Origin of the sequence: Paenibacillus tarimensis (genome assembly GCF_021532315.1) — a bacterium.
Taxonomy (GTDB): domain Bacteria; phylum Bacillota; class Bacilli; order Paenibacillales; family Paenibacillaceae; genus Paenibacillus_I; species Paenibacillus_I tarimensis.
The window spans coordinates 1-13,172 of the sequence record NZ_JAKGAO010000038.1 but is presented as its reverse complement, the minus strand read 5'-3'; the positions used below and the strand labels follow the sequence as shown (position 1 = coordinate 13,172).

The window sequence follows — 13,172 nt, the reverse complement described above, 5'->3', positions numbered from 1 at the left end:
GAGAGTGTGTTCGGCCAAATCAAAAATAACCGGGGTTTCCGACGCTTCCTGCTTCGAGGCTTACAAAAAGTAAGTCTGGAGGTCGGGTGGCTTTCGCTTGCCCACAATTTGCTTAAGAAAGCCGCAATTGACCGAAAACAGAGAATGGCGTCACTGGGATAAGACCCTGTGACGCCATTCTTACTGTTAATACGATGATTATGGGGCTCAAAGGTCAAATTTAATGAACCTTTTGAGTCAGCCTCTATAACAGAGATTTGCAGGCGATTACTTCTTCGCAGCGTCGTAACGCTTGCCTACTTCTTCCCAGTTTACAACGTTCCAGAATGCAGCAATGTAGTCCGGACGCTTATTCTGATATTTCAGGTAGTACGCATGCTCCCATACGTCCAGGCCAAGCAGAGGCGTATCGCCTTCCATGATTGGGCTGTCCTGATTAGGCAGGCTGTAAACCTTCAGGTTGCCTTGCGGCGTAAGAGCAAGCCAAGCCCAGCCGGAGCCGAAGCGGGTTGCGCCAGCTTTCGCAAAGTCTTCCTTGAATTTATCGAAGCCGCCGAGCTCGTTGTTGATAGCATCAGCCAGAGCGCCTGTCGGCTGACCGCCGCCGTTAGGACCGATGGTTTCCCAGAACAGGCTGTGGTTGGCATGGCCGCCGCCATTGTTGCGTACCGCGGTGCGGATCGATTCCGGAACACTGTTCAGGTCAGCGATCAGCTCTTCAACGGATTTGCTCTGCAGCTCAGGAGCGGACTCCAGTGCAGCATTGAGGTTCGTCACGTATGTGTTGTGATGACGGTCGTGGTGAATCATCATCGTCGTTTCATCGATGTGCGGTTCCAGTGCATTGTTCGGATAAGGAAGTGCTGGTAGTTGATGTGCCATGTTATTGAAACCTCCTATATGTAATTTTTATCAAGCTCATTATCGCCTATTCGGGATAATAAATCAACATGAATGTTTAGAAAGTCGGTGCTTGTCCAAGGCGAAATAGCCCACTTATATTTACCCGGAATAGGTTGCCATGAATCGCCAAATTTTATACCGCCCTAACAATAATAAAAACAATTAGGGTGAAAACGCTTAAAATAAAGCGCTTTCACCCTAATTCAGTCGTTTTGTTAAAATTTTTAACGTTTTTTTAAGGTTTGTGCAGGATTTCGTTAAATTCTGTCGTATTTCTATATACTAGATAATACTATGACGTGATTGCGGGGGACTTACGTTCATGCAGGTTCGTTCTTTTCAACTGTCGGATTACCGGCCTTTAACGCAGCTACTGGAAACGACTTTGACGGAAGTTTGCTATGAAGAAACGATGGAAGCCTTTGCTCGGCAATTGTCATGGGACAGTGATCTTGTACTCGTGGCTACGACGTTTAACCAAGAGGTTGTCGGTATGATTATCGGCACGATCGACCAGAACCGGGGGTATTATTACCGGATCGCTGTTCATCCCGAATATCAGCGCCAGGGGATCGGCAAATTGCTGATCGGCGCACTTCGCCAACGATTCGAACAGCGGAATGTCAGCCAGATTCTAATCACTGCAGATGAGTATAATGAACCAATCTTATCGCTCTACGAATCAATGGGCTATGCAGCCAAGGATTTCTTTAAGTCCTTCCAAAAGCTCAGTATTGTAGCAGGATAATTGGCAGGCAGCACAATTATAGCCAGCCCTGCATAAGACCGTATAAGGACTCCCTTATACGGTCTTATCTTTTTTTAGAGCAGGATTCTATACGATAATCGGTGGGAGAAGCCGATACTATAGCCAAGGGGAAAGGCTGCTGGCAGGCTTACCGGGTATACGGAGACAGACGTTTTTCTTATAATAGATGCAAGGGCAGGTATTAAATGATGACATCATACGAGAGCAGAATCATCAAGAGCTTCAAGCATAACGGTTCTCTGCACCGGATGTGGCTGGAAAACTGGCTGGTGCCAGCGGAGCGGCTCCATAAGGAGCACGCTGCGGAATCCATGAGTGTTCTGATTAACGAGGAGACACCGGTGCTGGAGGGGAGCGGCAAGCGCTGGATCAGCAAGGTGCCTGCTGTAACCTTTTTTGCGCCAGGTCATTGGTATAACGTCGTTGCGTTACTGGAGCATACGGGTATTCGCTATTACTGTAATGTGGCTTCGCCTGTTCATCAGTATGAGAATGTCTTCACTTATATTGACTACGACCTGGACGTTATCCGGTATCCGGATGGAGCGACCCATGTGGTGGACCGGGAAGAATACGAAATGAACAAACAGCTGTACCATTACCCCGGAGACCTGCGCAACAAGGTGGCGTCCGGTCTTGGTGTTCTTCTTGATAAAATCCGCAGGAGCGAGCCTCCTTTTCGTTCGGATGACCTGATTAGAAGCTACTATAACACATGGAAATCAGAAACCGGGGTGTAGGATGGACCGACAAGCAGTGGAAAGCACGGAGGAAACGGGAAGCAGAAGCACAAGGCTCAGAAGAAAGCAGGAAAACGGAGATACAGGGGAGGACCGGCGCAGGCCTAGATGGCTCAGGGAGCTGCTTGATTGGGTACGTACGCTGGGAATTGCTTTTGTCCTCGTCCTGCTTGTCCATCTGTTTGTCTTCAACCTGTCGACCGTGGAGGGGCATTCGATGGAGCCGACGCTGGAGGATAAGCAGTGGCTGTTTGTTAACAAGATCGGCTATCTGATCGGCGAGCCGGGGCGGGGGGATGTCGTCATTCTGGAGGATCCGACGGATTCGGAAGGGAAGACGGAGTATCTGGTCAAACGGATCATCGGAGTCCCCGGGGACACGGTCGAAATACGCAGCGGCAGAATGTATCTGAATGGGGAACAGCTCGTTGAAGCTTATACCGACGCGGACATCGAGGATATGGATTACGGCCCGCAGAAGGTAGGGGAGGGCACCTATTTCGTCATGGGGGACAACCGTCATCTGGGTGCGAGCAAGGACAGCCGTACATTCGGCCCTGTGTCTTCCTCCCTGATCAAGGGAAAAGCGCAGTTCGTGATCTGGCCGATTACCCATATAAATAAGCTGTAGGAGCGAAGGTTAGCTTGAAGAGAACGTTGTTAACGAATGTAATAACCGCTGAGGCAAGCTGGCGCGAGAAGCGATTTTGGCGGCTGTCCCAGCGGATTTTGCAATTTGTTTTATCCAGGCGCAGTGGAGGAGGGATACCGGATGCCGGAAGGGCAAACCACGGATCGTTACTACCAGCAGCTGAAAGAAGAACTGCTCCAGGCGCTGCCTGAGCTGGGTATTGATAAGCTCGGCATTGCATCACCAGAGCCTTTCACGGCTCTTAAGGAAAGGCTGATCAGGCACCGGGAACTGGGGCGGGAGTCGGGCTTTGAGGAACCGGATTTGGATAAGCGGACTAACCCTGCGCTGTTGTTCGACCGCCCGCAGTCGATCATCGCGATAGCGATTGCTTATCCGTCCAAGCTTCAGGATGCACCGAAGTCTGAGCCTGGAGCCAGACGCGGGATTCTTTCCAGGTCAGCTTGGGGGATGGACTACCATCATGTTCTGCGAGACCGCCTGGCAAGGCTGGAGAGGTGGCTGCGTGAACGAGTTCCCGAGCTTAGAGCGGAGAGCATGGTGGATACAGGCGAGCTTGTCGACCGTGCGGTTGCCGAACGCGCGGGCATCGGCTGGAGCGGCAAGAATTGCGCGGTTATTACGCCTGAATTCGGCTCGTGGGTGTATCTGGGCGAGATGATTACGAATCTGCCGCTGCCCCCGGACAAGCCCGTAACCGACCAGTGCGGCACCTGCACCAAGTGTATTGATGCTTGTCCGACAGGAGCCCTTGTAGGGCCGGGTGAACTCGATGCCCAGCGCTGTGTCTCGTTCATCACGCAGACCAAAGGCTTCGTATCCGACGAGATGATGCGCAAAATCGGTAACCGGCTGTACGGCTGTGATACCTGCCAGATCGTATGTCCGGTGAACAAGGGCCTTAACTGGACGCATCAGCCTGAGCTGCAGCCGGACCCCGAGAAGGTCAAGCCGCTGCTGGTACCGCTGCTGACGATGGGAAACCGCGCGTTCAAAGAAGCTTATGGCAGCAGCGCTTCTGCGTGGCGTGGCCGTAAGCCGATTCAGCGTAACGCGGTTATCGCGCTGGGCAATTTCAAGGATCCATCCGCTATCGAGCCGTTGCGGGATGTGCTGCTGCAGGACCCCCGGCCGGAGCTTCGTGGAACAGCTGCGTGGTCACTCGGCCGGATAGGCGGCCAGAAGGCAGCTGATGTGCTGGAAGAAGCATTAGGACGGGAGTCCGATGAGCAGGCGCTTACCATGATTAAGGAGTCCCTGGAAGGACTGAGTATGACGGCTGGCGACCGGGCGGGAGAAGCCGGCGACCGAGACAGGGAAGGGGTATAGACGAGTGGAAGCAGAACGGATTAATTGGCGAGAGATGGATTCCCCGATCGGAAGGCTTCTCGTCTGTACGAGCAGCGGGGGCATCTGCCATGTTGAATTCGGCGGCTATGCCGAGCGCCTGGAGCAGATAGAGGCTTGGCTGAAGAAGCACTGGCCTGGCAGCGGGGCGATTATGGCGGACGCTGCAGCAGGCCCGTCTAAGCTGCTTGATGAAGCGGAGCGGCAGCTTCATGACTATTTTGAAGGCAGACTACGCAGCTTCGACCTTCCTTTGGAGCTTCGCGGCACCCCATTCCAGAAGGCCGTATGGGGGGAGCTGGCGCGAATTCCCTATGGTGAAGTGCGGTCCTACAAGCAGATAGCGGAGCTGGTCGGCAAACCGCTTGCGGTGCGTGCGGTCGGCGGTGCGAATAACCGGAATCCAGTGCCCCTTATCATCCCGTGTCACCGTGTAATCGGGGCTAACGGGGCCATGGTCGGCTTCGGCGGCGGGGTTGGGATCAAGACATATCTGCTGGGTCTTGAAGGCTCGGCTTAGAGGATTGCAAGTTGACCGCAGGACATGCTATGATAGGGAGCATTGCTGGTTAATTTAAGGATGTTCACATAGAGAAAGGATCGGGTGATTTGAACACATGTGGAATATTATCATTCCAATTATTACACTGATCGTCGGATTGGTCATCGGCTTTGCCGTCGGCGTGTTTTATCTGCGCAAGCAGCTTGAGAAGATGCAGAGCAATCCGGAAATGCTGCAGAAGATGGCCAAGCAGATGGGCTACAACATGAACAAGCAGCAAATTCAGCGTGCGCAGCACATGATGAAAAATCAAAACAGGCCGGGCCGCAGATAATCTGCCAGCCTTACCAGGTGTCGAAGGGAGACTGAATAATGGCGGGGGTCAAGGATTATCTGAACAGCAGAGTTTCGGACAATAGAGAGCAGATTGAACATCACATTAAGGAAATCCTGAAGCTGATCGGTGAGGATGTCGAGCGCGAAGGCCTGCTTGACACACCTGCCCGTGTAACGAGGATGTATGAGGAGATTTTCGCCGGATATGATGTGGACCCGCGTGATGTCTTGGGCGTTACCTTCGATGAACAGCATGAGGAGCTTGTTATCGTTAAGGATATCGTCTACTACAGCCAATGTGAGCATCATATGGCACCGTTCTTCGGGGTTGCGCATATCGGTTACATCCCGAGCGGCAAGATCGCCGGTCTCAGCAAGCTGGCTCGTCTGGTGGAAGCCATTACGCGCAAGCTTCAGGTCCAGGAGCGCATTACCACACAGATTGCAAACATCATGGAAGAAGTGCTGCAGCCTCACGGCGTGATGGTCGTGCTGGAGGGCGAACATCTGTGCATGTGCGCGCGGGGCGTCAAGAAGCCTGGCAGTAAGACCGTAACGTCTGCTGTACGGGGTGAATTCCGAACCAATACGGCACTTCGCACGGAGTTCATGTCACTTCTGGGCAAGTAATTCTAATCAGGCAGAACACCATACATGAGGGCTGTCCCTTCAAGCAGTTATCCTGCTTAGGGACAGCCCCTTTTGCATTGAACTTAGTAGGGCGTCCAGCGGATGGTTGAGGCTGCGCGGAAACGCTCCTCGACATGCGGCCAATTGACGACATTCCACCAGTCCTTAATATAATCCGCGCGGCGGTTCTGGTGCTTCAGGTAGTAAGCATGCTCCCAGACATCCAAAGGCAGGAGCGGGATGACATCCCACTGGGACAGATTCTGGTGCTTCTCGGCCTGCAGGATCTCCAGCCTGCTGCTGCGCGGACTCCAGACGAGAATCGCCCATCCGCTGCCTTCGACCTTATCCGCCGCTTCGGAAAAATGCTTCCTGAAGGCCTGCATGCTGCCGAAGTCCCGTTTGATGGCTTCGCCAAGCGGTCCAGCTGGTTCCTCAGAACCGCCTGGCTTCATGGCAAACCAGAATATCGTGTGCAGGTAGTGGCCGGCACCGTTAAAGGCCAGTTCTCTCTCCCAATGCTTGACGAGCTCAAAATTCCCTGTCTGTCTGGCGTCACGAAGCATTTTCTCTGCTTTGTTGAGGCCATCGACATAGCTCTGATGATGCTTGCTGTGATGGACCCGCATAGTCGCTTCGTCAATATAAGGCTCAAGGGCATGATAGGGGTACGGCAGCGGAGGCAGCGTATGCCCGCCGACAGGGACAGGCTTGTGTCCGTCTCCTGCAAGTCTGAATGGCTCTTCTTGCTCTTCAGGGGCTTCCTCAGGCGTCCGGGTATCCCCCTGAGAGTTATCGGCGTTTATAGAGGAAGCTGGTTCGGATGCTGAAGCTGATAGTCTTGTTGCTTCAAGCGTCTGCAGAAAAGACCGGGATTGCCGGATGACATGACCGGTTAGTGCTGGTGCGGCGGGATTAGCGGATAGCGCGGCGCTGTTCTCTTGAATATGCCGAAGCTGGCGAATGAACGCCTCCGATTGTGCTTGGGCGGCCTGAAGCAGCGCTTCCACTTGAGTCTCGGCAGTTACAGGAAGCCGTGCAGGGTCCTGCTGCCAGTGATGAATCCACATGGAAGCACAGCGCTCGGTGCTTTCGAAGACAGGCCCCCATTCTTCCAGTACTCTTGCATACTCGGGTTCCAGATTAGGCACAAGCTGCTTAATGACCGCGGCATACTGCTGTTCCTGCTGCTTCCAAGAACGGACTTCCTCAAGCCACCTAAGGGGCATATAGGGACCATAAACAAAAAGCACGTCATAACCTCCTTCTTCGAAAACCTTCTCCATGAAGGATATTCGCAAGAGGGAATGGCTATGACGCGCTTTATGGCCTGTGTCTATACGGACGAGTTCCCGTTAAGCGTCTGATGCACCTGGCTCAGGAAAACAACAGCCCGCTGGATATATTCCTTCGGATAGACCTGGAAGATCAGCTCGTGTTTGCCGCCGGGCACGATCCATTCGTTCGACAGCATATGCGTCTGATTGGACGATATCTCCTGGGCAATTTCGACTGGTGCTTTGGCATCCTGGGTACCATGGACAAAGTAGATCGGAATGTCAAAATTAGTCTGACGGACCTTCTTCGCCGGAATTTCATTCATATTAAAGCCGGTCCACAGCGGAAGCATCCATTCGATCAGCGGAAGCGACGGATACCGCGGAACGGGGGCGATTTGAGTCAAATTATGATATAACGTATCGGCGTCTGTAATAAACATACTGTCAAGAATCATGGCATCGATATCCTTGGATACCAGAGCGGCTTGTAGTGCCGTTCCGCCGCCCATCGAAAAGCCCCAGACCACGATTTCCTCTGCGCCTTGACTCTTCGCATAAGATACAGCACCCAGAAGCTGCTGGGCCTCTTCTACGCCGCCGGTGGCCGGCAGGCGATTGGTAGCGGAAGCATAGCCGTAATCAAACATCAGGACGTTATACTGCAGGCCGTGAAGCAGGCTGGCCAGATCATACATAGGAACCCATGTTTCTTCACGGTTTGCGCCGTAGCCATGACTGAAGACGACCGTCCGCTCCGTGTTCGCTGCTGACGGAATGTACCAGCCGTCAACAGTGCTCCGTCCGCTTGCACTCGGAAAGGTTACCTCTTCGTATTCAAGGCCTTTGGCAAGCATCGGGTTGGACGTCAGCGGGGCCACATAAGGGTGGGCCAGTGTCCAGGCGACATAGCCGTGGAAGGCTACGAACGAAAACAGCAGCAGGGCGAGCACCGATGCGACCAGGGAGACTAGGAAATGCCAGCGGCTTTTCCGTCTGCTCTTGGCGGGATTTTTCTCAGGCAGATCGGCATAAGGATTGGAAGCAAGCCCGCCTTTAAAAAGCGGCAATGATGTCAGCACGGTCATACGCATGGAAGAATCCCTCCTTATCAACAATAATCAAAAAAAATGAAAGCGCTTCACAATTTCTATTAATATAATCGTATGTCTTTTGAACCAGGTTGTCAATTGATGTCGGCACATTGTTAAACACTTGTAATCTGGCTGTAAAAGAAGGGGCCTACTTGGCGGATTGATTTCATTTAGGTTATACTGTATGTAATTGTGTTTCATGTGATGAAACTCCCGGAGGTGAGTATAGGTGGAGGAGAATAAGGCGAATGTACGCGCGGTAGAGCGTGCGCTTGATATACTGCTGTGCTTTAATGAGAAGAGTGAATGGGCGATGACCGAGATTGCAGACAAGGTGCAGCTGCACAAGAGTACGGTTCACAGAATGCTGGCTACCCTGGAGGACCGGGGGTTCGTAGCTCGTGATGCCCTGACAGACCGCTACCGGCTAGGCATTCGGATCTGGGAGCTCTCGACGCATCTGTCCACCAGCGACGATCCGGCGGTCATGCTCCTTCCCGAGATGGAAAGGCTCAGAGATCTGCTTGGGGAAACGATAAGCCTCTACATCCGTGATGGTAGTGAGCGAATCCGAATCCAGGCGGTGCAGAGTAATCAGGCAGTCCGCAGAGTTGCTCCCGTTGGGGCCAGGCTGCCGCTGTATGTTGGTGCTTCCAGCAAGGTGCTGATCGCGTTCGGCGGGGAGCATGCACTAGGGCAGCTGCTGGATTCGGCGGATTGGCCAGAGGTGATTGATAAGGTTGTGTATGCCGAGCAAATCCGCCAAATCCGCCAAATGGGCTATGCCACAAGTATTGAGGAGAGGGAGCCGGGCGCTGCGGCTGTAGCTGCCCCCATCTTTAACCGTGCGGGCCGGCTTGCGGCCGCCTTGTCTGTGTCTGGGCCTTCGGGCCGGCTTACGCTGGAGAAAATGCGCGAACAAGTTCCAATCCTTATCGATTCGGCTAAGCGGATGGGGACCATGCTTTTGGAGGAGTAGGAACGGAGGAACAAACAAGAAGGCGCGCAGCCCTATGGGCTGCGCGCCTTCTTGTTTGTTGCCGTCTATTCCTTGGGGATAAACTCGAATATTTTGCCGGTTTCCAGCGTCTCAATCAGCCGGAGCAGCCATTTGTAATAGTGGAGGGCTTCCGTAATCTTAGCTTCATCAACTTCGAGGAGCTGCAGGAATTCCGGGTCGCCTTCTGCTTCGCCTTTAAGACTGTTTATCTCCGCCAGTGACTTGGCGAGTGCATGCATATTTCCTTCAACAGCTTTGCGCCATTTAATTGAGAAGTAATCGCTGAAGTTCTGGTACCAGTCCGGAACAACCTCGTACAGATCCTTCCGGGTTCCTTTTCCCCATACTTTATTAATCATCTTCAAATCCATGAGTGTTCTCATTCCTGTGCTCATGGATGTCTTGCTCATCCCCATCGTTTTACTCATCTCGTCAAGCGTTATCGGAGTGTTCTGAAAGTACATATGGCCATACAGATGACCGATGGAGAGGGTGATGCCATACAAATCCATGTTCTTGCCTATAGATTCAATCACACGCTGGCGGGCTCGGTCCAGCTTGCGCTGCTGTTCGGATGTAAGATCCTCAAGATCTTTCATGGTTCCCTCCTGAGTTGTAAGTTGCTCGGTCACTACACGTATTGTAAGCATACCCTTTTATAAAAGTAAAGAAACAGTTTATTAAGTAAATTTAAGAAATACGGAGTAAACCATACATAAAGTACGTAAAGTAAAAACTGTACAGAAATATTTTCAAGAATTCGCACTTTGCCTAATTTACCAGGACCTATTACACTTGTCGGAGTCAACAGGTAAGGCAATAGGAGGTTGGGCATGGCAATTATCGAGGTTAAAGGATTGACCAAAGTATTCGGGCCAGATCCGCAGCGGGCCATACCACTGCTGGAGCAGGGATGGACGAAGGACAAAATCCTGAAAGAAACCAAACTTACGGTAGGCGTGAACAGCGCAAGCTTCAGCGTAGAACCGGGCGAGATATTCGTCATTATGGGACTTTCAGGCAGCGGTAAATCCACACTTGTGCGTTTGCTAAATCGCTTGATTGAGCCTACGGCAGGACAGGTATTATTCGAAGGCACTGATGTTTTGACGATGAGTGCAGAGCAGCTGCGTCATTTTCGCCGCAGAAGCATGGGGATGGTATTCCAGAAATTCGCGCTATTCCCGCACCGCACGGTTCTGCAGAATGTAGAATACGGCCTGGAGGTTCAGGGGATCGACAAGAAGAAGCGCCGTGATACCGCCATGGAATCCCTGCGGCTTGTGGGGCTGGAGAACTGGGCGGACAGCTATCCTGATCAGCTGAGCGGCGGTATGCAGCAGCGGGTCGGACTGGCCAGAGGGCTGGCCACGGATCCGGATATTCTGCTGATGGACGAGGCATTCAGCGCGCTTGATCCGCTGATCCGCAAGGATATGCAGGACGAGCTGCTTGAGCTGCAGTCCAAGGTACGCAAGACGATCGTGTTCATCACGCATGATCTGGATGAAGCGCTGCGTATCGGCGACCGGATTGCCCTAATGAAAGATGGAGTAATTGTGCAGATTGGGACGCCGGAAGAAATCCTCATTCAGCCTGCCAACAAGTACGTTGAGCGGTTCGTGGAGGATGTGGACATGTCGAAGGTGCTGACGGCCTCGCATGTGATGATCAAGCCGGAGACCGTTATGCTTGACAGGGGCCCTCGTGTTGCCCTGCAGCTGATGCGTGAGCGGGAGATTTCGAATCTCTACGTGACGGACAAAAGCATGAAGCTGCTTGGCGCACTGACAGCTGAGCAGGCCTCGGCAGCCATCAAGGAAGGGCAGTCGATTGAGGACGTCATGGAGCGTGAAATGCCGACGGTGGGTCCTGACGTTCTGCTCAATGAGCTCTTTGAAATTATGGCGGATACCAGGCTGCCTGTTGCAGTCGTGGATGAGAACAACAGGCTGCGCGGCGTCCTGATCAAGGGAGCAGTACTTGCCGCATTAGCTGGCAATGCCATTCCGGGAGCAGGTGAAGGACAATGATAGATTTTCCCAAGATTCCAATAGGCGAGGGAGTAGAACAGCTGGAGCGCTGGATGAAGACCTATTTCGGCGGGCTGTTCGATTTGATCCGGACTGTAATCGGCTGGATGGTAGCAAACATTGAGTATGTGCTGACACTGCTGCCGCCAATTATTCTGATCGTGCTGCTTGCGCTGCTGTCCTGGCGGATGGTCGGATGGAAATTCTCCATCTTCACGCTGATCGGACTGCTGCTGATTGATAATCTGGGCTTTTGGGAGCTGTCGATGCAGTCCCTGTCGCTGGTATTGACAGCATCCATCTTGTCGATCGTCATCGGGATTCCGATAGGCATTGGCTGTGCGAAGAGCAGCATGTTCCGCAGTATCATGACACCGGTGCTTGACTTCATGCAGACGATGCCCGCATTCGTATACCTGCTTCCGGCGGTATCATTCTTCTCGCTGGGTGTTGTTCCAGGTGTAATCGCATCGATTATCTTCGCAATCCCGCCGACGATCCGCCTCACGACTCTCGGCATCCGGCAGGTGCCGGCCGAGCTGGTTGAAGCGGCCGATGCTTTCGGCTCGACACCGGCGCAGAAGCTGTTCAAGCTGCAGCTGCCAATGGCGATGCCGACGATTATGGCGGGTATTAACCAGACGATCATGCTGTCGCTGTCGATGGTTGTCATCGCTTCCATGATCGGCGCGCAGGGCATTGGCTCGTACGTTTACCGTGCGGTTACCCAGGCGAATACAGGTATCGGATTCGAAGCGGGTATTGCGATTGTGATCATGGCGATACTGCTGGACCGCCTGACTCAGCATGTCTTCAAAACCAAAAATAAAGCAAACTAGGAGTGAATGAATCTTGATGAAGAAATGGACAGTTATGACGGCGTTAATCCTCGTGGTGGCCCTGCTCGGCGCCTGCTCGAACGGCGCAAATGAAAGTAGCAGCGGCAGTGCCAAAACGGAGAATAAGTCGATTAAGCTTGCTTACGTGGCCTGGGATTCGGAGATTGCGAGCACGAACGTGGTCAAGCATGTGCTGGAATCCAAGCTGAACTATAAGGTAGAAATGCTGCAGGTTGACGCTGGACCAATGTGGGTCGGTATTGCGGACGGAAGCGCTGATGCGATGGTAGCGGCATGGCTGCCCAGCACGCATGAATCCTACATGGAGAAGTATGCGCAGGACATTGAGGACCTTGGTGCCAACCTGAACGGCACGAAGACCGGGCTTGCCGTACCGGCATACATGGATATCGACTCCATTGAAGATCTGACAGATGCGGCCGCAGGTGAAACTGTTAACCGCCAGATTATCGGTATTGAGCCGGGTGCTGGTATTATGATGGCTACAGAACGTGTTCTTGAGGAATATGCGCTGTCTGACTGGACGCTGGTTGAAAGCTCTTCGGCCGCAATGGCTCAGCAGCTGATTCAAGCCTATGATGAGCAAAAGCCTGTGATTGTAACGGCTTGGACACCGCACTGGATGTTCGCTAATATGGAGCTGAAGTACCTGGAAGATCCGAAGGGCGTCTACGGCGGTGAGGAGCAAATTCATACGATCGTACGCAAGGGCTTGGCGGAGGATAAGGCAGACGCCTATAAGTTCCTCGACCAGTTCGAATGGACGGCGGACGATATGGCAGCGGTCATGATCGCGATCCAAGAGGGCAAATCGCCTGAAGAAGCAGCCGGCGCATGGGTAGAAGCCAATGCGGATAAGGTAGGCAAATGGCTGGAAGGCATTGAGTAATCTGCTCCTTGAGTGGCAGCATTATTGTATTTGAATAGGTAGATATGCACAAGGGGGTGTCCCATAAGTCATCCAAGATGACATGGGGCCCCCCTGTATTAATTCGGGTTAAACAAAAGCAACTGCGCATTTCGAATATT

At 52.8% G+C, this 13,172-nt stretch carries 16 protein-coding genes; 12 read left to right on the top strand and 4 right to left on the bottom strand.

The window, feature by feature from the left end:
- A partial coding sequence (locus L1N82_RS22715; protein WP_235289748.1) for a transposase occupies nt 1–162 on the top strand: 162 nt, incomplete at its 5' end.
- A 105-nt stretch (nt 163–267) separates the two neighbouring features.
- Here the strand turns inward: L1N82_RS22715 and L1N82_RS22710 are convergent.
- Entirely contained in the window at nt 268–882 is a 615-nt protein-coding gene (locus L1N82_RS22710) for a superoxide dismutase (RefSeq protein ID WP_235289745.1), read from the bottom strand.
- Between the two features lie 343 nt (nt 883–1,225).
- Here L1N82_RS22710 and L1N82_RS22705 point away from each other — a divergent pair, with 343 nt between their 5' ends.
- The 7 genes from L1N82_RS22705 (at nt 1,226) to folE (ending at nt 5,879) form a co-directional block, all read left to right on the top strand.
- Nucleotides 1,226–1,651 carry a GNAT family N-acetyltransferase gene (locus L1N82_RS22705; RefSeq protein ID WP_235289744.1) on the top strand — a complete coding sequence of 142 codons (426 nt, stop codon included), beginning with the start codon at nt 1,226–1,228 and terminating at the stop codon, nt 1,649–1,651.
- Between the two features lie 206 nt (nt 1,652–1,857).
- On the top strand, nt 1,858–2,412 hold the full coding sequence (locus L1N82_RS22700) for a DUF402 domain-containing protein (RefSeq protein ID WP_328284516.1): 555 nt from the start codon (nt 1,858–1,860) through the stop codon (nt 2,410–2,412).
- 1 nt (nt 2,413) lies between these two features.
- A complete protein-coding gene (gene lepB, locus L1N82_RS22695) occupies nt 2,414–3,043 on the top strand; it encodes a signal peptidase I (RefSeq protein ID WP_235289743.1) in 630 nt (209 codons plus the stop codon).
- Between the two features lie 141 nt (nt 3,044–3,184).
- Complete coding sequence (queG, locus tag L1N82_RS22690) at nt 3,185–4,393, top strand: tRNA epoxyqueuosine(34) reductase QueG (RefSeq protein ID WP_235289742.1); 1,209 nt, start codon at nt 3,185–3,187, stop codon at nt 4,391–4,393.
- Nucleotides 4,394–4,397: 4 nt separating this feature from the next.
- Entirely contained in the window at nt 4,398–4,931 is a 534-nt protein-coding gene (locus L1N82_RS22685) for a methylated-DNA--[protein]-cysteine S-methyltransferase (RefSeq protein WP_407946809.1), read from the top strand.
- Nucleotides 4,932–5,028: 97 nt separating this feature from the next.
- Nucleotides 5,029–5,247, top strand: a complete 219-nt coding sequence (locus L1N82_RS22680; protein WP_235289741.1) for a YneF family protein — start codon at nt 5,029–5,031, stop codon at nt 5,245–5,247.
- A 38-nt stretch (nt 5,248–5,285) separates the two neighbouring features.
- The gene (gene folE / locus L1N82_RS22675) at nt 5,286–5,879 is read left to right on the top strand and encodes a GTP cyclohydrolase I FolE (protein WP_235289740.1); all 594 of its coding nucleotides are present in this window, start codon (nt 5,286–5,288) and stop codon (nt 5,877–5,879) included.
- Nucleotides 5,880–5,962: 83 nt separating this feature from the next.
- Here folE and L1N82_RS22670 read toward each other — a convergent pair whose 3' ends face one another.
- Nucleotides 5,963–7,132: a Fe-Mn family superoxide dismutase gene (locus tag L1N82_RS22670; protein WP_235289739.1), complete on the bottom strand. Its 1,170-nt coding sequence runs from the start codon at nt 7,130–7,132 to the stop codon at nt 5,963–5,965.
- 83 nt (nt 7,133–7,215) lie between these two features.
- Entirely contained in the window at nt 7,216–8,250 is a 1,035-nt protein-coding gene (locus L1N82_RS22665) for an alpha/beta hydrolase (RefSeq protein WP_235289738.1), read from the bottom strand.
- 229 nt (nt 8,251–8,479) lie between these two features.
- On the opposite strand from L1N82_RS22665, the gene L1N82_RS22660 reads away from it, so the two are divergent.
- Nucleotides 8,480–9,229, top strand: coding sequence for an IclR family transcriptional regulator (locus L1N82_RS22660; RefSeq protein WP_235289737.1), 750 nt, complete (start codon nt 8,480–8,482; stop codon nt 9,227–9,229).
- 65 nt (nt 9,230–9,294) lie between these two features.
- Here the strand turns inward: L1N82_RS22660 and L1N82_RS22655 are convergent, their stop codons facing one another.
- The gene (locus tag L1N82_RS22655; RefSeq protein ID WP_235289736.1) at nt 9,295–9,849 is read right to left on the bottom strand and encodes a GbsR/MarR family transcriptional regulator; all 555 of its coding nucleotides are present in this window, start codon (nt 9,847–9,849) and stop codon (nt 9,295–9,297) included.
- 234 nt (nt 9,850–10,083) lie between these two features.
- Here L1N82_RS22655 and L1N82_RS22650 point away from each other — a divergent pair, with 234 nt between their 5' ends.
- Genes L1N82_RS22650 through L1N82_RS22640 form a run of 3 tightly spaced genes read left to right on the top strand, consistent with a single transcriptional unit; the run spans nt 10,084 to nt 13,032 of the window.
- Nucleotides 10,084–11,283 carry a quaternary amine ABC transporter ATP-binding protein gene (locus L1N82_RS22650; RefSeq protein ID WP_235289735.1) on the top strand — a complete coding sequence of 400 codons (1,200 nt, stop codon included), beginning with the start codon at nt 10,084–10,086 and terminating at the stop codon, nt 11,281–11,283.
- On the top strand, nt 11,283–12,122 hold the full coding sequence (locus L1N82_RS22645; protein WP_328284517.1) for an ABC transporter permease: 840 nt from the start codon (nt 11,283–11,285) through the stop codon (nt 12,120–12,122). Before L1N82_RS22650 ends, L1N82_RS22645 begins: the two co-directional genes overlap by 1 nt.
- 16 nt (nt 12,123–12,138) lie before the next feature.
- A complete protein-coding gene (locus tag L1N82_RS22640; RefSeq protein WP_235289733.1) occupies nt 12,139–13,032 on the top strand; it encodes a glycine betaine ABC transporter substrate-binding protein in 894 nt (297 codons plus the stop codon).
- Nucleotides 13,033–13,172 lie beyond the last annotated feature (140 nt).